19 protein-coding genes are annotated in these 19,336 nt (G+C 71.9%); 10 read left to right on the top strand and 9 right to left on the bottom strand.

All coding sequences use genetic code 11. The annotated features are described in order from the left end of the window. Nucleotides 1–8 precede the first annotated feature (8 nt). Nucleotides 9–1,208 (top strand): cytochrome P450, encoded by a 1,200-nt coding sequence (locus EIZ62_RS14895; protein ID WP_156693158.1) that lies wholly within the window; start codon nucleotides 9–11, stop codon nucleotides 1,206–1,208. 77 nt (nucleotides 1,209–1,285) lie between these two features. Further along, the gene (locus EIZ62_RS14890) at nucleotides 1,286–1,537 is read left to right on the top strand and encodes a hypothetical protein (protein WP_156693157.1); all 252 of its coding nucleotides are present in this window, start codon (nucleotides 1,286–1,288) and stop codon (nucleotides 1,535–1,537) included. 45 nt (nucleotides 1,538–1,582) lie between these two features. On the opposite strand, the gene EIZ62_RS14885 is transcribed toward EIZ62_RS14890, so the two are convergent. Then, nucleotides 1,583–2,416: a diacylglycerol kinase gene (locus EIZ62_RS14885; protein ID WP_156693156.1), complete on the bottom strand. Its 834-nt coding sequence runs from the start codon at nucleotides 2,414–2,416 to the stop codon at nucleotides 1,583–1,585. Nucleotides 2,417–2,591: 175 nt separating this feature from the next. On the opposite strand from EIZ62_RS14885, the gene EIZ62_RS14880 reads away from it, so the two are divergent. After that, nucleotides 2,592–3,875 (top strand): adenylosuccinate synthase, encoded by a 1,284-nt coding sequence (locus tag EIZ62_RS14880; protein ID WP_156693155.1) that lies wholly within the window; start codon nucleotides 2,592–2,594, stop codon nucleotides 3,873–3,875. Between the two features lie 34 nt (nucleotides 3,876–3,909). Here the strand turns inward: EIZ62_RS14880 and EIZ62_RS14875 are convergent, their stop codons facing one another. Beyond that, complete coding sequence (locus tag EIZ62_RS14875) at nucleotides 3,910–5,886, bottom strand: serine/threonine-protein kinase (RefSeq protein WP_156693154.1); 1,977 nt, start codon at nucleotides 5,884–5,886, stop codon at nucleotides 3,910–3,912. A 140-nt stretch (nucleotides 5,887–6,026) separates the two neighbouring features. Between EIZ62_RS14875 and EIZ62_RS14870 the strand changes: the two genes are divergently transcribed. The 5 genes from EIZ62_RS14870 (at nucleotide 6,027) to EIZ62_RS14850 (ending at nucleotide 12,005) form a co-directional block, all read left to right on the top strand. After that, nucleotides 6,027–6,914, top strand: a complete 888-nt coding sequence (locus EIZ62_RS14870; protein WP_156693153.1) for a glycoside hydrolase family 19 protein — start codon at nucleotides 6,027–6,029, stop codon at nucleotides 6,912–6,914. A gap of 208 nt (nucleotides 6,915–7,122) precedes the next feature. After that, nucleotides 7,123–10,125: an FG-GAP-like repeat-containing protein gene (locus EIZ62_RS14865; protein ID WP_156693152.1), complete on the top strand. Its 3,003-nt coding sequence runs from the start codon at nucleotides 7,123–7,125 to the stop codon at nucleotides 10,123–10,125. A 256-nt stretch (nucleotides 10,126–10,381) separates the two neighbouring features. Continuing rightward, nucleotides 10,382–11,224 (top strand): hypothetical protein, encoded by an 843-nt coding sequence (locus EIZ62_RS14860; RefSeq protein WP_156693151.1) that lies wholly within the window; start codon nucleotides 10,382–10,384, stop codon nucleotides 11,222–11,224. A 107-nt stretch (nucleotides 11,225–11,331) separates the two neighbouring features. Next, nucleotides 11,332–11,598 carry a hypothetical protein gene (locus EIZ62_RS14855; RefSeq protein ID WP_244375702.1) on the top strand — a complete coding sequence of 89 codons (267 nt, stop codon included), beginning with the start codon at nucleotides 11,332–11,334 and terminating at the stop codon, nucleotides 11,596–11,598. Next, the gene (locus EIZ62_RS14850) at nucleotides 11,595–12,005 is read left to right on the top strand and encodes a PIN domain-containing protein (RefSeq protein WP_156693149.1); all 411 of its coding nucleotides are present in this window, start codon (nucleotides 11,595–11,597) and stop codon (nucleotides 12,003–12,005) included. The genes EIZ62_RS14855 and EIZ62_RS14850 overlap by 4 nt, the downstream gene beginning before the upstream one ends. Nucleotides 12,006–12,054: 49 nt before the next feature. Here EIZ62_RS14850 and EIZ62_RS14845 read toward each other — a convergent pair whose 3' ends face one another. Genes EIZ62_RS14845 through EIZ62_RS14835 form a run of 3 tightly spaced genes read right to left on the bottom strand, consistent with a single transcriptional unit; the run spans nucleotide 12,055 to nucleotide 13,608 of the window. Then, entirely contained in the window at nucleotides 12,055–12,504 is a 450-nt protein-coding gene (locus EIZ62_RS14845; protein ID WP_156693148.1) for an SRPBCC family protein, read from the bottom strand. Between the two features lie 34 nt (nucleotides 12,505–12,538). Then, on the bottom strand, nucleotides 12,539–12,775 hold the full coding sequence (locus EIZ62_RS14840; protein WP_156693147.1) for a DUF397 domain-containing protein: 237 nt from the start codon (nucleotides 12,773–12,775) through the stop codon (nucleotides 12,539–12,541). Beyond that, nucleotides 12,772–13,608 (bottom strand): helix-turn-helix domain-containing protein, encoded by an 837-nt coding sequence (locus EIZ62_RS14835; protein ID WP_156693146.1) that lies wholly within the window; start codon nucleotides 13,606–13,608, stop codon nucleotides 12,772–12,774. The genes EIZ62_RS14840 and EIZ62_RS14835 overlap by 4 nt, the downstream gene beginning before the upstream one ends. Before the next feature lie 156 nt (nucleotides 13,609–13,764). On the opposite strand from EIZ62_RS14835, the gene EIZ62_RS14830 reads away from it, so the two are divergent. Continuing rightward, nucleotides 13,765–14,184, top strand: coding sequence for a hypothetical protein (locus EIZ62_RS14830; RefSeq protein WP_208827921.1), 420 nt, complete (start codon nucleotides 13,765–13,767; stop codon nucleotides 14,182–14,184). Nucleotides 14,185–14,269: 85 nt separating this feature from the next. On the opposite strand, the gene EIZ62_RS14825 is transcribed toward EIZ62_RS14830, so the two are convergent. The 4 genes from EIZ62_RS14825 to EIZ62_RS14810 form a co-directional block, all read right to left on the bottom strand. Then, on the bottom strand, nucleotides 14,270–15,205 hold the full coding sequence (locus EIZ62_RS14825) for a hypothetical protein (RefSeq protein WP_156693145.1): 936 nt from the start codon (nucleotides 15,203–15,205) through the stop codon (nucleotides 14,270–14,272). A gap of 395 nt (nucleotides 15,206–15,600) precedes the next feature. After that, nucleotides 15,601–16,392 (bottom strand): putative protein N(5)-glutamine methyltransferase, encoded by a 792-nt coding sequence (locus tag EIZ62_RS14820; RefSeq protein ID WP_156693144.1) that lies wholly within the window; start codon nucleotides 16,390–16,392, stop codon nucleotides 15,601–15,603. A 181-nt stretch (nucleotides 16,393–16,573) separates the two neighbouring features. Then, nucleotides 16,574–17,077 carry a MarR family winged helix-turn-helix transcriptional regulator gene (locus tag EIZ62_RS14815; RefSeq protein WP_156693143.1) on the bottom strand — a complete coding sequence of 168 codons (504 nt, stop codon included), beginning with the start codon at nucleotides 17,075–17,077 and terminating at the stop codon, nucleotides 16,574–16,576. Continuing rightward, the gene (locus EIZ62_RS14810) at nucleotides 17,074–17,679 is read right to left on the bottom strand and encodes a DJ-1/PfpI family protein (protein WP_156693142.1); all 606 of its coding nucleotides are present in this window, start codon (nucleotides 17,677–17,679) and stop codon (nucleotides 17,074–17,076) included. Before EIZ62_RS14810 ends, EIZ62_RS14815 begins: the two co-directional genes overlap by 4 nt. Nucleotides 17,680–17,887: 208 nt before the next feature. On the opposite strand from EIZ62_RS14810, the gene EIZ62_RS14805 reads away from it, so the two are divergent. Further along, nucleotides 17,888–19,300 carry an aspartate aminotransferase family protein gene (locus EIZ62_RS14805; protein WP_156693141.1) on the top strand — a complete coding sequence of 471 codons (1,413 nt, stop codon included), beginning with the start codon at nucleotides 17,888–17,890 and terminating at the stop codon, nucleotides 19,298–19,300. Nucleotides 19,301–19,336: the final 36 nt, after the last annotated feature.

Here is a 19,336-nt window from a genome sequence, read left to right as displayed (position 1 = left end):
CGGGGCGCATGGACTTCGACCCGTGGTCACCCGCGTTCGTCGCCGACCCGTACCCCGCCTACGCCGAGCTGCGCGCCCGCGGCCGGGTGCACTGGTTCGAGCCGACCCGCCAGTACCTGGTCCCGCGCCACGCCGACGTCTCGGCGCTGCTGCGGGACCGCCGGCTGGGGCGGACGTACCGGCACCGCTTCACCCACGAGGAGTTCGGCCGCACCCCGCCGCCGGCCGCGCACGAGCCGTTCCACGTGCTGAACGACCACGGGATGCTGGACCTGGAGCCGCCGGACCACACCCGCATCCGGCGCCTGGTGTCGAAGGCGTTCACCCCGCGCACGGTCGAGCGGCTGAAGCCGTACGTCGAGCGGCTGGCCGGCGAGCTGGTCGACGCCCTGGTCGCGGAGGGCGGCGGCGACCTGCTGGGCGCGGTCGCCGAGCCGCTGCCGGTCGCCGTCATCGCCGAGATGCTCGGCATCCCCGAGTCCGACCGGGCGCCGCTGCGGCCCTGGTCGGCGGACATCTGCGGGATGTACGAGCTGAACCCCGGCGAGGAGACGGCCGCGCGGGCGGTGCGGGCGTCGGACGAGTTCTCCGCGTACCTGCGGCAGCTGATCGCCGAGCGGCGCTCGGCCCCGGGCGACGACCTGATCAGCGCGCTGATCGCGGCGTACGACGAGGGCGACCGGCTCAGCGAGCAGGAGATGATCTCCACCTGTGTGCTGCTGCTGAACGCGGGCCACGAGGCCACGGTCAACTCCACCGTGGGCGGCTGGTGGACCCTGTTCCGCCACCCGGAGCAGCTCGCCGCGCTGCGGGCGGGCGACGTCGGGGTGCCCACGGCCGTGGAGGAGCTCCTCCGCTACGACACCCCGCTCCAGCTGTTCGAGCGCTGGGTGCTGGACGACATCGAGATCGACGGCACGACCGTCCCGCGCGGCGCGGAGGTCGCCCTGCTCTTCGGCTCGGCCAACCGCGACACGGACGCCTTCGACCGCCCCGACACGCTGGACCTGTCCCGCCGGGACAACCCGCACATCTCCTTCGGCGCGGGCATCCACTACTGCGTCGGCGCCCCGCTGGCCCGGATCGAGCTGGCCGCCTCCATGACGGCCCTGCTGGAGCGCGCCCCCGCGCTCCGGCTCGCCAAGGAGCCGGAGCGGCGGCCCGGCTTCGTGATCCGCGGCCTGGACGGCCTGCTGGTGGAGGTCTGAACGGGATCGCGAAACCTGGGGGTCGCGAAACCCGGGGTCGCGAAACCCGGCCGGACGCCCGGTGCGATCATGGTCGGATGTCGACCGTCCTGCGCCGTATCGCCGCCGTCATCGTCCTGCTCTCCGGAGCGGCCCTCGGGTTCTGGGTCGTGTTCGGGGCCCCGCACGGGTGGGTGGGCGGCATGCGGCTGCTGAAGTTCGCCCTGGGCCTGACCTCCCTGGGCCTGGTCACCGCCAGCGCCTGGCTGATGTTCCCCGGCTCCCCGGACGACGACGAGGACGACGACACCACGCCCCACCCCATGACGGGCCCGCTCGACGCCCTGTAGGAGCGGCGTCCGGGGCGGGTCCGGGGAGGGGACCCGGGGCGGGGCCTACTCCGCCGGCGGCGTCAGCGACTGCGGCAGCGTCAGCGACCAGGCCGCGGGGCGCAGCGTCCACGTACGGGTCCCGACCGGCCCGGTGACCAGCGCGTCCGCGCGGTAGCGGAACGCGGCGCCCGACACGGTGACCGCCGTCGCCTCCACGCGCACCGGCTCCGCCGCCCGGGGCCGTACGACCACCTCGGCGACCCCGCCGCGGGAGCGCACCGTCACGCCCTCGACCGGGTCGTCCACGTCGCTCAGCAGCCGCCCGTCGGCCTCGACCCGCAGCCGGTGCGTCCGCGTCGCCGCACGCATCCCCGGCACGGACGGAGCCGGGCGCACCAGCGTCCGCACCAGCGACCGGCAGGTGTCCCACACCGACGGCGGCTCGACCACCGCCGGCCCGGCCGGCCCCACGGGGATCCGCAGGCTCCGCACCACCACGCCGTCGCCGTCGTCGACCAGCAGGTCCAGCCGCCGCGCCGACCCCTCCAGCACGGCCCGCGCCGCGGCCACCGCGCCGAGCGGCACACCCAGCGACCCGGACAGCTCCACCGCGCCGCGCGGCCCCACCGGGACCACCGACAGCGCCCCGTCGGCCAGCTCCCGGCCCCGGTGCAGCTGGGCCACCGCCCGCAGCAGCGCCCGGTCGTCCCCGATGACCACCGGCCGGCGCGAACCCCGCCGCGCGAGGGCCCGGGCGAACTCCGCCGGAGTGTCCGGAAGGCAGATCTTCGCGCTCGCCCCGGCGCGGAGCACGTCCCTCGCGATCCGTACGGATTCACCGTCGTTCCGGCGCGCTACCGCGTCGATGACGACCAGCAGCTGGTCGGGAGCCGACACCTCGGTCCTTCCTCGGGTAGCATCTTTGTGCAAGAGCCCCTTGCGCTATTGCGCCAGGGGCTTCGTCTATTCCGGGGCACCCGGTCCGACGGCCCAGGTCGTGTCGTACACCGTCGTACGACGTTTGTACTGCCCCTGGCCTTGGACATGCCCCGCCCGGAAGGGGTGTACGCCTGTGCCCGCACTTGTGCTGCTCGGTGCTCAGTGGGGTGACGAGGGCAAGGGAAAGGCCACCGACCTCCTCGGTGGATCCGTTGATTATGTGGTGCGCTACCAGGGCGGCAACAACGCCGGCCACACGGTCGTCGTCGGCGACCAGAAGTACGCGCTGCACCTTCTCCCTTCCGGAATCCTCTCGCCGGGGTGCACCCCGGTGATCGGAAACGGTGTCGTCGTCGACCCGGCGGTTCTGCTCTCCGAGCTGAGCGGACTGAACGAGCGCGGCGTCGACACGTCGAAACTGCTGATCAGCGGTAACGCTCACCTGATCACGCCGTACAACGTCACCCTCGACAAGGTGACGGAACGGTTCCTCGGCAAGCGCAAGATCGGCACGACCGGGCGCGGCATCGGCCCCACGTACGCCGACAAGATCAACCGCGTCGGCATCCGCGTCCAGGACCTCTACGACGAGTCGATCCTGGAGCAGAAGGTCGAGGCGGCGCTGGAGCAGAAGAACCAGCTCCTCGCCAAGGTCTTCAACCGCCGCGCCATCGAGCCGGGCCGGATCGTCGAGGAGATGCTCCAGTACGCGGAGCAGATCAGGCCGTTCGTCGCCGACACGACCCTGATCCTCAACAACGCCATCGACGAGGGCAAGGTCGTCCTCTTCGAAGGCGGCCAGGGCACCCTCCTGGACGTCGACCACGGCACGTACCCCTTCGTGACCTCCTCCAACCCGACCTCCGGCGGTGCCTGCACCGGCGCGGGCGTCGGCCCCACGAAGATCAGCCGGGTCATCGGCATCCTCAAGGCGTACACCACCCGCGTGGGCGCCGGCCCGTTCCCGACCGAGCTGTTCGACGAGGACGGCGAGGCGCTGCGCCGCATCGGCGGCGAGCGGGGCGTCACCACCGGCCGTGACCGCCGCTGCGGCTGGTTCGACGCGGTCATCGCCCGGTACGCCACCCGCGTCAACGGCCTGACCGACTTCTTCCTCACCAAGCTCGACGTGCTCACCGGCTGGGAGCAGATCCCGGTCTGCGTCGCGTACGAGATCGACGGCAAGCGCGTCGAGGAGCTGCCGTACTCGCAGACGGACTTCCACCACGCGAAGCCGGTCTACGAGTACCTGCCCGGCTGGTCCGAGGACATCAGCAAGGCGAAGACCTTCTCCGACCTGCCGAAGAACGCGCAGGCCTACGTGAAGGCGCTGGAGGAGATGTCGGGCGCGCCGATCTCCGCGATCGGTGTCGGCCCCGGCCGTACCGAGACGATCGAGATCAACTCCTTCCTGTAAACCAGGTCGGCCGCCGTACGGACGGGGAGCCCGGTCACTTCTCCTTGGAGAACTCGCCGGGCTCCCCGTCCGCGTCCATCCCGTACAGCAGCAGCCGGTCCTCGCCGCCGACGCGCTGGATCCGCAGGTTGCTGGACGCCCCGGACGGCGAGCACGCGCGGTCGGAGGCGGCGGTGTCCGGGGTCGCCGGGCCGACGACCAGCAGGGTGCCCGCACCGCCGAGTACGGCCGTCGAGGCGCAGTTGACCGTGTCGCCGCCGGGCAGCGGCTCGCCGGTCTCCTCGTCGGTCAGCGGGAAGCTCTGCTCGAACCGGACGAGCGGCGCTCCGACCGGGCCCTGCGTGATGATCACCTCGTGGCTGTAGAGGTCCTGGTTCGGGTCGGCCACGTCCGGGTGCGGGACGTCGTCCCAGTGCCCGACGAGCGCCGCCGGTACCGCCTCCGGGCCCGACCGCGCCCTGCGGAACGTGGCGCTCGCGGCGCCCGACGACCACTGGAGGACGTCCGGGGACCGGACGGTGAGCTTCTGGTGCGCGGCGGGCGTGCAGCGGCCGGCGGGCACGCTCGTGGTCACGTCGCTCTCCCCGAACACGATCGTGTCGTCGTCCGCCGAGACGAGCGTCGACCGTCCCATGCAGAGCCGTTCACCCGCGACATGGACGTACACCCCCGCCTTGTCGCCCGGCCGGCCCTTGGTGATCTCGATGCGGGCGGTCTCGTACGGGGCGGTGTCGGTGCCCTTGAGGACGCCCTCCCAGGCGCCGAGGAACGCGGCGGGGACGACGTTGCCGGGCTGCTCGTCCCCGGCCGTGGTGGTCCCGCCCCCCGGTCGGCCCGGCCAGTCCCAGTGGCCGGCCGTCGCGTACGCCACGGCGACCGCGGCGGCGGCGACGACCGCGACGACGCCGGCCACGAGCCGCCGCCGCCCCCGGCGCGGGCGCGGGCGGGGCCGGCCCGGTGGTTCCGCCACGGCGGCCGGCCCGGTCGGCGCGTCCCCGTTCGCGTCACCCCCGTTCGCGTCACCCCCGGTCGTGCGGCCCTCGGTCGCGGCGCCGTCCCGGGCCGCCGAGCCCTCTGCGCCGGTGGCACCGTCGCGGGCGGTGGGGCCCTCCTGGTCCGGACCGCCGTCCTCGTCCAGGAGCCGGGCGGCGAGGCGGCCGAGCTGGGCGAGCAGCCCGGCGGGCAGCCACGGGTCGGCGGCCTCGACGTGCGCGGCCAGGTGGGCGGCGGTGGGGCGGGCGGCCGGGTCCTTGGCGAGGCAGCCGCGCACGAGTTCGTCCAGTTCGGCGGGCAGCCCGGTGAGGTCCGGCTCGTCGTGGGCGATGCGGAACATCGTGGCGTGGACGCCGCTGTCCGCGGCACCGAAGGGGGGACGTCCGGTCGCCGCGTAGACGAGGACGGAGCCGAGGCAGAACACGTCCGACGCGGGGGTGAGCCGCTCGCCCCGCACCTGTTCGGGCGACATGTAGCCGGGTGATCCGACGAGTGCGCCGGTACTGGTCAGGCCGCCGTCGGTGACGGTGTCGACCGCGCGGGCGATGCCGAAGTCGATGATGCGCGGTCCGTCGACGGTGAGCAGGACGTTCGCGGGCTTGAGGTCCCGGTGGACCAGCCCGGCGGCGTGGACGTGCTCCAGGGCGCCGGCCAGCCCGGCGGCCAGCGACCGCACGGACGCCGGGGGCAGCGGCCCGTACTCGCCGCCGACCACGGTGCGCAGGGGCGGCCCGGCGACGTACGCGATGGCGACCCAGGGCGCCCCGGCCCCGGTGTCCGAGCCGAGCACGGGCGCGGTGCCGGCGCCCCCGACCTTCTCCAGCGCGGCGACCTCGCGGGCGAAGCGGCGCCGGAACTCGTCCTGCGCGGCCAGCTCGGCGTGCACGACCTTCACCGCGACGGTGCGGCCACCGGCCGACCGGGCCAGGTACACCCGGCCCATGCCGCCGGAGCCGAGCCGGCCGAGCAGGCGGAACGGGCCGATCCGGACAGGGTCTTCAGCACTCAGGGGCTCCACGTGGGAAGAGCATGCCAGAGCCGTCACGGAGGGGCAGGCGGCTGTGCAGCTGGTCCACCCCGCATCTTGGTCTAGACCTTGACAGGTGCAGACCATTCGCGCTTCCGTATGGACCACTCCCACGGAAGGGCAACTCCCCCATGTTGCGACGCCTGTTGACCCTGTTCGCCGCTCTCGCCACGGCCGTCGGCCTGGCCGTCGTCCTCCCCGCCTCCACCGCGTCGGCCGCCGCGTGCGCGACGCCGTGGAGCTCCTCCACCGTCTACACGGGCGGCAAGACCGCCTCGTACAACGGCCGCAACTGGCTCGCCAAGTGGTGGACCCAGAACGAGCGCCCCGGCTCCGCCGACGTCTGGTCCGACCAGGGCGCGTGCGGCGGGGGCGGCGGCAACCCCGACCCGGACCCGTCCGGCTTCGTCGTGAGCGAGGCCCAGTTCAACCAGATGTTCCCGAACCGGAACTCCTTCTACACCTACAGCGGCCTCACCGCCGCGCTGAGCGCCTACCCCGGCTTCGCCAAGACCGGCACTGACACGGTCAAGAAGCAGGAGGCCGCCGCCTTCCTCGCCAACGTCAGCCACGAGACCGGCGGCCTGGTCCACGTCGTCGAGCAGAACACCGCCAACTACCCGCACTACTGCGACCGCGCTCAGCCCTACGGCTGCCCGGCCGGCCAGGCCGCCTACTACGGCCGCGGCCCGATCCAGCTCAGCTGGAACTTCAACTACAAGGCCGCGGGCGACGCGCTCGGCATCGACCTGCTCAACAACCCCCACCGCGTCGAGCGCGAGCCGGCAGTCGCCTGGAAGACCGGGCTCTGGTACTGGAACACCCAGAACGGCCCCGGCACCATGACCCCCCACAACGCCATGGTGAACGGCGCCGGCTTCGGCCAGACGATCCGCTCCATCAACGGCTACCTGGAGTGCGACGGCAAGAACCCCGCCCAGGTCCAGAGCCGGATCAACAACTACCAGCGCTTCACCCAGATCCTGGGCGTCCCGACGGGCTCCAACCTGAGCTGCTGAACCCCCCACGGCACGAGGGCGGCCACCGGCGGGTGGCCGCCCTTCGTCATGCCCGTTCGAAAGAGCGTTCCGGTGCTGATGGGGCGGCTGTTACGATCCGACCCTCTTGCGGTGGGGGACACGGCCCGGGGGCCGGGCCGAAGAGCTCAGCGGAGTGCGCTGCCGTGTACCTCCCCGCCCTTCGAGATCCAGGTTCCTGGGGGGATCCTTGCCACGTCACGCCCTGACCCGCTCCGGCGCGTCCGTCGCCCTGTCCGTCGCCCTCGCCGGCACCCTCGTGCCGCTCTTCCCGGGCGCGGCGCTCGCGGCGGACGGCCCGGCCGCCGAGGTCGTCCTGCCCGCGCCCGTGCGCTACCAGCCGCGCGCCGACACCGTGGTCGAGGCGGGCGCCACCGGTCACCTGCACCAGCGGGAGGGCACCACCGGCACCCTCTGGACGGAGTACGCCACCGGCGCGACCACCCCGCTGACGGCCACCGGCAGCGGGTACGGCGGCATGCGCGCCGCCCTCGACCCCGCGACCCCGGGCGCGCCCCGGACGGTCAGCGTCACCACGCTGGGCTCCGGCGGGGTGCGGAAGGTGGAGGTGCCGGAGGGCGCGAGCTGGACCAAGGGCTTCACCGCCGACTCGGTCCTGGTGGCACGGTCGGCGGCGGACGGCTCGCTGACCGCCCTCGCGGTCGTGACGATGCAGGACGGCAGGCCTGTCGAGCGGCCGGTGACGGGTGTGCCCCAGGGCCTCAAGCTGATGGACGGCACCGCGTACGACCTGACGAGCAAGGGCGCGGTGGTGTTCCTGGCCGGCCCCGACGGGGCGGTCGAGAAGGAGTACCTCGTCGACTACGCCACCGCCGAGCTGCGGGAGATGCCCGACCACGGGGACGTGGACCTCGAACAGTTCGGTGACCGGCACCTGATGGACCGGTACGGCGGCGACAACGCGAACGAGCTCCGCACGGTGCCGCGCGCCGACCCGATGGCCACGCCCGTGGTGACGCAGCTCCCGAAGCCGCCGCACGGATACCAGTTCTTCCGGGGCTGGGAGACGGTGATCGGCGACTGGATCGTGTTCGGCTGGACGCCCGAGTCCTGGAACGCCGATCTGCCGGGTGTACGGCTCCAAGCCATCCCCGTGGGCGGCGGCCAGCCCCGCTTCCTGCTGGCGCACTCCGCCGCGCGGCCGCAGGCCGCGCCCGACGGCAGCCTGCTCGTCACCGGCGGCACCGGCGCGACGGACTGGGCGGTCCGCCGGATCAGTCTCGACGCCAACGGCGCGCCGCAGGTCACCAAGGTCAGCGACGTCCCGACCGCGTCGACGACCGTGGACGGTCTCACCCTGGGCGCCGGGACGCTGCACTACCGGGCGACCTCCGACGGGTCATCGAGCCCGGCGCTGTACGAGCACTCGCTCGCCCTCACCGGCACCCCCACGGCGGGCAACCGGGTGCTGGACCGGCCGGTACCCGGCACCGTCGACGCCCTGGTCCCCCTCGGCAACGGCGAGTCCGCCCACCAGACCGGCAGCGACGTCCTCGCCGCCCCGGGCGCGCACGCCGCCGGCATGTACGGACGGCTGTCCGGCGGGTCCGGCCGGTACGTCGCGTCCGGCACCGCCACCACTCAGTACGCCGGCGACCTCCAGGCACCGAACAACACCCGCCGGTTCGACGGCAAGGCCGCCTCCACGGTCTGGGGCACCACCTTCTGGATGTCCGACCCCGCCGCACCCGGCACCGTCTCCTGGTACGACATGAAGTCGAAGGCCACCTCGCCCGCCCTCGCCATCGGCTCCGGCTGCACGCCCAACGAGCTCCAGGCCGTGGGCCGCTGGGTCTACTGGAGCTGCGCCCAGGGTGCCAAGGCAGGCGTCTGGGACCAGAAGAGCCGGGTGAGCACGCCCGTACCGTTCGGCGAGGCGCAGCTCGGCGACGGGTTCCTGGTGCGCAAGGACAAGGCGGCCGGGAAGCTCACGCTCACCGACTTCCACACCGGAGTCCCGTCGGCCGTCACGACGAACGACTTCGCTTCCGTACCGGCCGACGCCGACTGGTCGGTCGACAAGTTCGGCGGGCACGTGGCGTTCACGGACGCGCAGGAGCGCATCCACGTCAAGCCGGTGACCGTGCCGCGTTCGCCGATCGGGTTCAGCGAGGAGCGGGTGGACGCCTCGGTGCTGAACCTGGCCAACGGCAAGGACAACATCTGGCACGCCGCCTGGCAGCTCACCCGCCCCGCCACCCGCGCCACCCTGGAGATCAAGAACCCGGCCGGTACCACCGTGGCCACCCTGGTCGCCGGTGACCGCAAGGGTGCGCAGGTCGCGCTCGCCTGGGACGGCAGGGGAGCCGACGGCAAGCCCGTGCCCGCCGCCCACTACACGTGGACCCTCAGCGCCGACCCCGGCGACGGCAGCGGCCCGCGCGCGGTGCGGACGGGCGTCATCCAGGTGGCCGACGTCCACCGGCCCTTCCGCGACTACGACGGCGACGGCATCGGCGAGGTCTTCGCCCGCGCCGGCGACAGGATCACCGCCCACGAGCCGGTGAAGGGCACGTCCACGACGTCCACCGGCTGGACCGGGATCAACCACGTCGTGCCGTTCGGCGACCTGGACGGCGACGACTGTGACGACATCCTCGTCCGCACCACCGCGGGAGACCTCTACCGGCACAGCGGGACGTGCGGCGGTGTCCCCGCTCCCGGCAGCCCCAAGGCGAAGATCGGTGCGGGCTTCAACGCCTTCGACGCGCTGCTCAACTCCGGTGACCTGACCGGTGACGGGCGGCCCGACCTGCTGGCCCGCGTGCGCTCCACGGGCGACCTCTACCTGTACGCCGACAACGCGGCGGGTGGCATCAGGGGCGGCGTCAAGATCGCCGGGAAGTGGACCGGCCTCACCCTGATCGGTGCGGGCGACCTGGCCGGCGACGGCCACCCCTACCTGCTGGCGCGCGACGCGGCCGGCGACCTGTGGCGGTACAAGAGCACCGGCACGGGTGCGTTCCACGCGCGGACCCTGGTCTTCAGCGACTGGGGAGCGGGACGCGACGCCATCATCGGCGCGGGTGACGTCGACGGGGACGGCAAGCTCGACCTCGTGTCCCGCGACACCAACGGCAAGCTGCTGCGCAACAGCGGCAGGGGCGACGGCACTTTCGGCTCCACGGTCCAGATCGGCACAGGGTGGGGAGCGCGCGGCGCGCTCTCCTAAAGCCTCACCCGGAAGGGTGAATTCGGCATATGACACAGGGGTGGCCACCGGCGGGTGGCCACCCCTTTTCGCTGGAAAACCGCAGGTCGCACCGGAGACCGGTTTTCCCGCCCCCGGCTTTCGAATGACTGTATGACCAACGGTTGTTGATTGCGGTGATCGCTGTGCATGCCGCTAGATTCGCGGCACAGACAACGAAAATGCCCCCGCGATGAGCCAACATCCGGGGGCGCGACACCAGGAGCACTACCTCCCGATGCGTGTTTACCGTACCGCGCCCACCCGCGCCTTCACCACTTTCAGCAACGCCCTGCTGCGCGATGCCACCATTTCGTGGTGCGCGGTGGGCCTCCTCGCCTATCTCGTCAGCCTTCCGAACGGCGCCAAGGCGAGCATCCGCAAGCTCTCTGACCAGCGCAAGGAAGGCCGCGACCGGATCGGCGCCGCTCTCCGGGAGCTGGAGGAGGCCCGCTATCTGCGCCGCCTGACGCGCCGCGACCGCATGGGGCAACTGCGCACGGAGTACGAGGTCTTCGACACCCCGTACGACCCCGAAGCCTCCCATCCCGGCCCCGCCGCCGCGCCCGCCGCAGGCCCCGCTGCCGCGCCCGTGCCCGAAACGGCCGGAAACCCGGCCTCCGGCGACCCGGACCACGGCGCTCCTGGCCCGCTCCCTCCGGGAGAAAAGACGGGGGTGAAAGAACCTCCCTCCCCGGCGGCCCGGTTGCTCACCTCGCTGGGCCGCAGCGATCCACGGCTCGCCCTCGGGGAGGGCGAGGCGGAACGGCTGAGGACCCTCGTCGAGGAGTGGTGGGCGGTCGGCGCCAGTGACGCCCTGATCCGCGAGGCGCTCACCTCCGGCCTGCCCGCTCGCGTCCACGCCCCCGCCGCCCTGGTGGCCGACCGTCTCCGCCGCAAGAAGCCCGCACCGCGCCCCACGGCCCCCGTGCGCCCCGAGTGCGGCGTCTGCGGCGCGCCGGTGCCCGAGGGGGCCTCCTGCACCCGCTGTGCCCCCGCCACGCCCGCCGTCGCCGGGTTCGTCGCGGCGGCACTGCGCGGCGGCGCGTCGGTCCGGCAGGTCCTGCGCCGCCGCCGCTGAGAACTCCCGGCCGCCGACCGGCGGCCGGGTCCATCGAAAAGAAACGGAGTGCCATGACCATCGCACTCGAACGCCCCGAGGTGGTATACCGCCGGTATACTGTCACCGTGGCAGATACGACGATCAAGGTTGACCCGGCGGTACGTGACCGTCTCCAGGAGCTCGCCCGGGATCGCGGCATCACCATGCGCGACCTGGTCGCGCAGCTCGCCGGTGCGACGCCGACCAAGGAAGAACTGGCGCAGCGGCGCGAGGAGACCAAGGCGTACGTCGAGGAGCACTTCCTCGGCGGGCCCTACACGGAGCAGGACGCGTCGGCCGGGCAGCAGCTCTGGGCGGACGTGGTCTCCGGGCGCGTCGGGGAGGTCCAGTGAAGAAGGACCAGTACCCGCTGCCGCGCGCGATCGTCTTCGACGACACCGCCGTGCTGGCGCTCGGCGCCGGCAACCGCATGGCATCGCGCCTCGTCGTCGAGGCCGAGAATGACGCCACCCTGAGGATCTACATCCCGGCCCTGTCCCTGACCGCCGCCGAGAGCGAACGGGCGGGCGTCGCGGAACACGTGGGCGCCCTGCCGTCCGTGGACATCACCGGTCTGGACTTCTCCGGCGCTGCGGCGGTCGGCAAGCGCCTGCGCGTCCATGGCGACGAGTGGAGCAGTGCGCACGCCGTGCACCTGGCCCAGCCCTCGGTGGAGTGGCCTCGGGGCCGACCGGTACTCAGCGCCGACCCCAAACGCTACCGGGGGACCGGCGTGCGGGTGATCGCCATCGAGAAGTAGGCCCGCCGACGACTGTGGGGCCCGGAGCGCGCCCGGGCCCTGTGGCCGACTACGGGCGTGCCTCCAGGATGTCCTTGAGGTGCTGCTCGTTCTTCGGCAGTTCCTTCTTCACATGCGGGCGGACCATCAGCGGCACGAGCACCTTCCCGATGCCGTGCGACTCGAAGTCCAGGTCCAGCGTCACGCGCGACCGCTCGCCGTCGCCGATCGGCTCGACCGTCCCCTGCACATGGCCCCGGACAGGGCCGTCGATCCCGTCCATACGGAAGCGCCGAGGCGGGTCGTACTCGCTCATCTCCATGGTCATCGGCATCCGCCGACGGCCCATCTGCCGGGTCACCATGACCCGGGAGCCCAGGCCGCCGGTGGGGCCGCCTCCGGCCGGGGTGACCGACAGGGCGCTCTCCTGCCACTCGGGCATGTGGGAGGTGTCGGTCAGATAGGAGAAGACGTCCTCGGGACGACGCGAGATCTCGACGCTCTGCCTGATCGCGGACATGTCGCCCCCTTTCAGGTGATTCCTACTGATAACCCTACTCGGCCCAGTCGAGGAAGGACCCCCAGGCCGCCGGGGTGACGGCGAGGACGGGACCGCCCGGGTTCTTGGAGTCACGGACGCGCACGGTGTGGGGGCAGGCGGCCACCTCGACGCAGTCGCCGCCGCTGGAGCTGCTGTACGAGGACGTACGCCAGTCGAAGGCCACTTCGACGCACTCGCCACCGCTGGGGCTGCTGTAGCTGGACTTGAACCACCGCAGGGTGCTGGTCATCTCGCCTCTCCTGCCAACCGCTCGATGAGGCCCAGTGATTCACGTGGATCCAGGGCCTGTGCTCGGATCCTCGCATACCGCTGGCCGTAGCTGCTGACCTTTGTGGGCTCCTTGATCAACAGGCTTTCGTCCTGGGGTTCCAGGTACGCGAGGTGAGAGTGTTCCGGGGTTTCGATCAGTGTCATGCCGCCGTATGCGCCAGCGTGCTCCCCGCTCAGCCCGCAGTCCAGTGGCAGCACCTGAACCGTCACGTTCCGCCTCCGCGCGCACTCCGCGAGATGCAGCAACTGCCCCCGCATGACCTCCGCACCGCCGATCGTGCGGCGCAGCACCGACTCCTCCAGCACCAGCTCGACCAGCGCCACCGGTTCCCGCTCGAACAGCTCCCTGCGCGCCATCCTCGCCTCGACCAGCTCCTCCACCCGCCGCTCCGGCAGCGGCGGGTACCCACCGCCGATCAGCGCCCGCGCGTACGCCTCCGTCTGGAACAGCCCGTGCACCACCAGCGTCGCGTACAGCGACAGGCTCACCGCCTTCTGCTCCAGCAGCGCGTAGTTCTTGAACTGCTCCGGATACTTGTCCAGCCGGACATACAGCCGCGCCTGCTCGAACAGGCCCAGTCCGTCGCCCAGCACCTTCTCCAGCTGCTCCAGCATCGCGTCGCTCGCCGGCTGGGCGCAGGTCTCCATGGCGCTCACCGCCGCGCCGGTGAAACCGATCTCCTTGCCGAGCTGGTCCTGTGTCCACCCTTTCCGGACGCGCATCTTGCGTGCCATGTCCGCCACGAGCCGCGTCGCCGGACCCGCCGTTTCCTTGTTCTCGGTCCGCGCCAAATTGCGTCACCGCCTCGATTCAACCGGTCTCAACCGGTCACAACCCGTCCCCGCCGAATTCGACTGCTGCCGGACGCCTTTTCCGCAGGTCAACGCGGTTTCTACGGGCTTCCGCAGTCGTGGAGAACGCTAGCCGTGGCGGTCCACGATGTCCCTGTGAATGCGTCAAATCGCCACCCACGAATCGAATGGATTCCGGCGTCCGGATTCCAACTCCGCAAGGCGGGCGTCCAATTCGACGCCGTACGCGTCGACGGGGACGACGGGCGCCGCGCCGCCGACCTCCTGGAGCACCTGACCGGCGGCGACCCGGGGCCCGTCGTCATCGAGGCGAACGGGCGCCGGGGCGTCTACTTCTTCCTCCCTCCGGGCAGCTCGGCGGGCCGTGCCTGGCCGTCCGGCGCGACACCGTTCAACGCCTGCCACGGCACGGTGAGCTATGTGCCGGTACCCGCGCTGCACGGGAACACCTGGCCCCTCAGCTGGCGCTGCCCGCCCCCTGCCGACGGCCGGTTCGTCCACCCCGCCCTGCTCCGCAGCACGGTGCTCGCCCTGGAACGCCTGCTGTCCTCTTGAGGTCACGGCTTCGCCCACCTGAGTCCGCACCGACCCGAAGTGGGCGACTGCCCTGCCCTGGTCAGCCGCAGGAGCGTCGATGGTGTCAGTCGCCCTGGCCGTACAGGCCGGCCAGCTCGGACCCGTCGGCCCAGTGGATGTTCGTGATCTTGTTGAGCGTGTTCGGGTCGCTCACGTACGGCTCGGCTCCGCTCTCGAAGAGCGCCCAGACGTGCTCGTTGCCGTTGGAGTTGCCGTACGCCAGGCCCTCCATCATCGAGGGGGCGCGCATGCAGAAAGCCGTCCCATCGGTGATGTCCGTCTCGTACGACGTGGGCCGCACCCACACGTTGCTGCGCTTGTCGCGGCCGTACGACGTGGCGAAGATGTACTTGTCGCCCACGACCGCCATGCCCTGGGTCTTCGCCGGCACCCAGCGCTTCTTGCCGGTGTACGTCAGCGCACCGGTGCTGCTCGTCGAGTACTGCCACATGCTTTCGTGGCTCGTGTCGGAGAAGTCGCCGGTCCACAAGGTGGTGCCCTCGCCACCGCCGAGTCCGAGGAACGAACCCTTGCCGGCGATGTCCTGCGTACCCTTCGGCTGGATCACCTTGTTCGTGTTGGCGCCCGCCAGCTCCGCACGCACGGTGGCGGTCGACCAGTACTTCACGCCGCCCTCGCCGCTGACGTACACGTGACCACCGGTCACGACTATGCCGCCCGCGTGGGTGTTGGGGATCAGCATGTGACCAAGGCTCTCGCCCCGGCGGGGGCCGCTCAGGGCGATGCCCCAGATCGCGCTCGCGCCGGAACCGCTCGAGTGGTACGCCGAGATCAGCAGGACGTCTTCGCTCGTCCCGTCCCAGTCGTTCCAGTACGCCAGACCCTGCGGAACGAACCCGCCGCTGTACAGACCCGGCGGCACGGCCACACTGTTGTGGAACGTGCTGTCGTACGTCTCGCCGGCGGACGGCCCGGGGTAGAAGTCCTGGGTTCCCGTCGTCGTACGGCAGTTGGCGTCCTCGGCCGCCGCCGATGCCAATGCCGATGCCGGTGCCGATGTAGAGGCCGATGCCGACTGTGCGGGAGCGGTCATAACGGCGGCACCAGCCACTAGCGCGGCGATCGCGATGGACGTCGTTATCCGGGTGGGCAGCATGTTGATTCCCCTTCGGGGTCGCGGGCATGGAGGTACTTGGGCGTGCTTGATCGCGCGTATGGTGCGCTCCCGCAAGCTAGATCCAACGTACATTCGTTCGCATATTGTCCAGTGCGTTGGCCACGAACGTTGACCGGGTCCTGCGATGTATCCGTGAATGTTCGGTGTCGGGGTTTTTCCGCACTTCAAACTCAACTGCCGCCGAATTTGCGCCTGTTACACCCTGGCCGGCACGAGTACCCCGAACCACCATCACACCGCCGTCTTCCGCCCGGACGTCACACCCGTACCGCGATGACCACCGTGGCGTACAGGTCCTCGCACGTCACCACATGCGCGGCCAGCCCGGCGGCGGCGACCACCCCGGTGGCGGCGGCGGCCTGGTGCTCGCTGGTCTCGAACAGCAGGCTCCCGCCCGGCGCCAGCCACCCGGGCGCTTCGGCGGCCACCCGGCGCAGCACGTCCAACCCGTCCGCGCCCCCGTCCAGCGCCACCCGCGCCTCGTGCACCCGCGCCTCGGCGGGCAGCAACTGCACCTCCTCCGTCGGGACGTACGGCACATTGGCCAGCAGTATGTCGACGCGGCCCCGCAGCGCCGCCGGGAGGGGGTCGTACAGGTCGCCCTCGTACACCCGCCCTCCCGCCGCGGTGACGTTCCGGCGGGCGCAGCGCACGGCGGCCGGGTCGATGTCGGCCGCGTGCAGTTCCGCCTCGCCCAGGGCCGAGACGAGGGCGGCGCCCAGCGCGCCGGTGCCGCAGCAGAGGTCCACCACCACGGGCCGCCGGGCCGGGGTGAGGGCCGCGGCCCGGGTGACGAGGAACTCGGTGCGTCGGCGCGGGACGAACACGCCGTCGTCCACGGCGACGCGCAGACCGTGGAACTCGGCCCAGCCCAGCACGTGTTCAAGGGGATGGCCGACGACGCGACGCTCGATCATGGCGTCGAGCTCGTCCGGCGTGCGGGCGGTGGACAGGAGCAACTCCGCCTCGTCCTCGGCGAAGACGCAGCCGGCGGCACGCAGCCTGGTGACGGTGGAGGAGAACGATACGGATACCGGTGTTGCTGACATGGGAAGCGCAAGCCTTTCGGGACGCCTGGGGGCGCTCCCGTGCGACTCGACGACCCGTGTCTACGAAGTGCGGGAGGGGAGAGCCCTGCCTGACCTGGCGTTGATGGGTCTCACCTCCTCGGTGGGTCTCCTGCGGAACGCGGCAACACTACCCGACGTCCGCCCGACGGCCGGTACTTCCTCAGGGACGCGCGGGCCCGCTTGAGGGCCCGCCCGCCGCCCCGCCCGAAGGCCCGGCCGTGAGGGAGTCCAGCGCCTCCGACAGCCGCTCCAGGACCCGTGCCGTCTCGGTGAAGGCCTCCACCCCCAGCTCGGCGGCGAGACGGGTCGCGAACTCGGCATGGCCCGGTTCTATGCGGGCGATCGTCCCCCGGCCCAACTGCGTCGGGGCGAGGAGCTTGGAGCGGCGGTGCGCCGGGTTCGGCCGGTACTCCGCCAGGCCCTCGTGGACCAGCAGGTCCGCGATCCGCTGCACGCTCTGCCGGGTGATGCCCATCGCGCGGGCGATCCCGGAGACCGGCAGCGGCTCGGACAGCACCGCCCCGAGGACCTGCCACCATGCGGCGGTGATCCCGGCCGGCCTGGCCAGCTTCTCGGAGACGCCGAGGAACTGGCCGTTCAGCCGGAACACCCCCAGCGCCGTCCGGCTGAGCAGGTCCTGGAGCTCCCTCTCGGCACGGCTCACGAGTTCAGCTCCTCGAAGGCGGCCGGGTCGGAGTCGTGGAACAGCCGGTACCAGGCGTCGAGCTTCGCGCCCTCGAACGCCCCCATCCTGCCCAGGACCTCGCGGGCGAAGGCCACCGGCTCCGTGGGCCCGGCCGTGATGAGGTCGCCGTCGGTGACCGCGTCCGTGTCGACGTAGTGCTCGCCGCCCTTGTAGCCCGTCGCCGCGAGGTAGAAGGAGACGGCGCTGGTGTGCGGCCGGTCGTCGAGCAGGCCCTCGCGAGCCAGGCCGGCGGTGGCCCCGCATATCGCGGCCACCGGCACACCCGCGTCGAGGAAGGCCCGCGCCGCGGTGGCGAAGGGCGCCAGGTCCTCGCTCGTGTCCCAGAGGTCGGCGCCCGGGAGGATCAGCAGCGCGCTGTCCTCGGGCCGCAGCTCGGCCAGGGCGAGGTCGGGGGTGATGCGCAGTCCGCCGACGCTGGTCACCGGGCCGGTGGTGGGCCCGACCGTGCGGATGTCGAACCCGCTGCGGGCCAGCCACGCGGTGGCGTGCCCCGTCTCCCAGTCGGCCAGCGTGTCGTAGATCGCGAGATGGACGGTCTTGCGCGTGTCGGTGCCGGACATGGAGTTCTCCCTGACTGGAGCGTCGGTGAAGCTGCGGTCGTGCCGATGACAGAATGCTGTCATGACGACAGTATGCTGTCAATGCCTTTCTCGGGCCCCCCATGCCTTTCAACGGGCCCCTCCGCCCGACACCCTGCCGACCTCCGCGCCTTCCGCCATACAAGATGGCCATACCGGCGCCCACCTGCGCGTCCTTACCCTGGGCGGCATGACCCCTCATGCCGCACCCGTCACCGCTGCCACCACCGCACCCGCCGCCCCGGGCGTTCCCGATCCCCAGGCCGGTGCAGCCGTTAAAGCCGCCGACCGCGCCCACGTCTTCCACTCCTGGTCCGCCCAGGGGCTGATCGACCCGCTCGCCGTGGCCGGCGCCGAGGGGGCGTACTTCTGGGACTACGAGGGGAACCGCTACCTCGACTTCACCAGCGGCCTCGTCTACACCAACATCGGCTACCAGCACCCCCGGGTCGTCGCCGCGATCCAGGAGCAGGCCGCGAAGCTGACGACCTTCGCGCCCGCCTTCGCCATCGACGTACGCTCCGAGGCCGCACGCCTCATCGCCGAGCGCACGCCGGGCGACCTCGACAAGATCTTCTTCACCAACGGCGGCGCCGAGGCGGTCGAGAACGCCGCCCGCATGGCCCGGCTGCACACCGGCCGCCCCAAGATCATGAGCGCCTACCGCTCGTACCACGGCGCCACCTCCACCGCGATCAACCTCACCGGCGACCCGCGCCGCTGGGCCTCCGACACCGCCTCCGCCGGCGTCGTGCGCTTCTGGGCGCCCTTCCTCTACCGCTCGCCGTTCTACGCCGAGACCGAGGCGCAGGAGTGCGAGCGCGCCCTGGCGCACCTCGAGGACACCATCGCCTTCGAGGGGCCGCAGTCCATCGCCGCGATCATCCTGGAGACCGTCCCCGGCACCGCCGGCATCATGACCCCGCCGCCCGGCTACCTCGCCGGCGTGCGCGAGCTCTGCGACCGGCACGGCATCGTGCTCGTCCTCGACGAGGTCATGGCGGGCTTCGGCCGCACCGGCGCCTGGTTCGCCGCCGACCACTTCGGCGTCGTCCCCGACCTGCTGACCTTCGCCAAGGGCGTCAACTCCGGGTACGTGCCCCTCGGCGGGGTCGCCATCTCCGAGAAGATCGCCGCCACCTTCGACAAGCGGCCCTACCCCGGCGGCCTCACCTACTCCGGGCACCCGCTCGCCTGCGCGGCCGCCGTCGCCACCATCCAGGTCATGGAGGACGAGAAGGTCGTCGAACAGGCCGCCCACCTCGGTGAGAACGTCCTCGGCCCCGGCCTGCGCGCACTCGCCGAGCGCCACCCCTCCGTCGGCGAGGTGCGCGGCCTCGGCGCCTTCTGGGCGCTGGACCTCGTCCGGAACAAGGAGACGCGCGAGCCGCTCGTCCCGTACAACGCGCAGGGCGAGGCCAACGCCCCCATGGCGGCCTTCGGCGCGGCCTGCAAGAAGAACGGCCTGTGGCCCTTCATCAACATGAACCGCACCCACGCCGTCCCCGCCTGCAACATCACCGAGGCGGAGGCCAAGGAGGGGCTCGCCGCCCTCGACGCGGCCCTCGCGGTCGCCGACGAGCACACCGAGCACACCGCGTAACCGCCTCAATGCGCCCCCTCCGGCTGGCTTAAGGTG

Origin of the sequence: Streptomyces ficellus (assembly GCF_009739905.1) — a bacterium.
In the GTDB taxonomy this organism is placed as follows: Bacteria; Actinomycetota; Actinomycetes; order Streptomycetales; family Streptomycetaceae; genus Streptomyces; species Streptomyces ficellus_A.
The sequence above is the reverse complement of the archived record's forward strand: the minus strand, read 5'-3'. Positions and strand labels throughout refer to the sequence as shown.

Coding starts and splice junctions, on each gene's coding strand:
- EIZ62_RS14810 (WP_156693142.1), bottom strand. CDS start 17,679: ATGTCCGGCACCGACACGCGCAAGACCGTCCATCTCGCGATCTACGAC.
- EIZ62_RS14890 (WP_156693157.1), top strand. CDS start 1,286: ATGTCGACCGTCCTGCGCCGTATCGCCGCCGTCATCGTCCTGCTCTCC.
- EIZ62_RS14845 (WP_156693148.1), bottom strand. CDS start 12,504: ATGTCCGCGATCAGGCAGAGCGTCGAGATCTCGCGTCGTCCCGAGGAC.
- EIZ62_RS14870 (WP_156693153.1), top strand. CDS start 6,027: ATGTTGCGACGCCTGTTGACCCTGTTCGCCGCTCTCGCCACGGCCGTC.
- EIZ62_RS14860 (WP_156693151.1), top strand. CDS start 10,382: ATGCGTGTTTACCGTACCGCGCCCACCCGCGCCTTCACCACTTTCAGC.
- EIZ62_RS14820 (WP_156693144.1), bottom strand. CDS start 16,392: ATGTCAGCAACACCGGTATCCGTATCGTTCTCCTCCACCGTCACCAGG.
- EIZ62_RS14895 (WP_156693158.1), top strand. CDS start 9: ATGGACTTCGACCCGTGGTCACCCGCGTTCGTCGCCGACCCGTACCCC.
- EIZ62_RS14840 (WP_156693147.1), bottom strand. CDS start 12,775: ATGACCAGCACCCTGCGGTGGTTCAAGTCCAGCTACAGCAGCCCCAGC.
- EIZ62_RS14805 (WP_156693141.1), top strand. CDS start 17,888: ATGACCCCTCATGCCGCACCCGTCACCGCTGCCACCACCGCACCCGCC.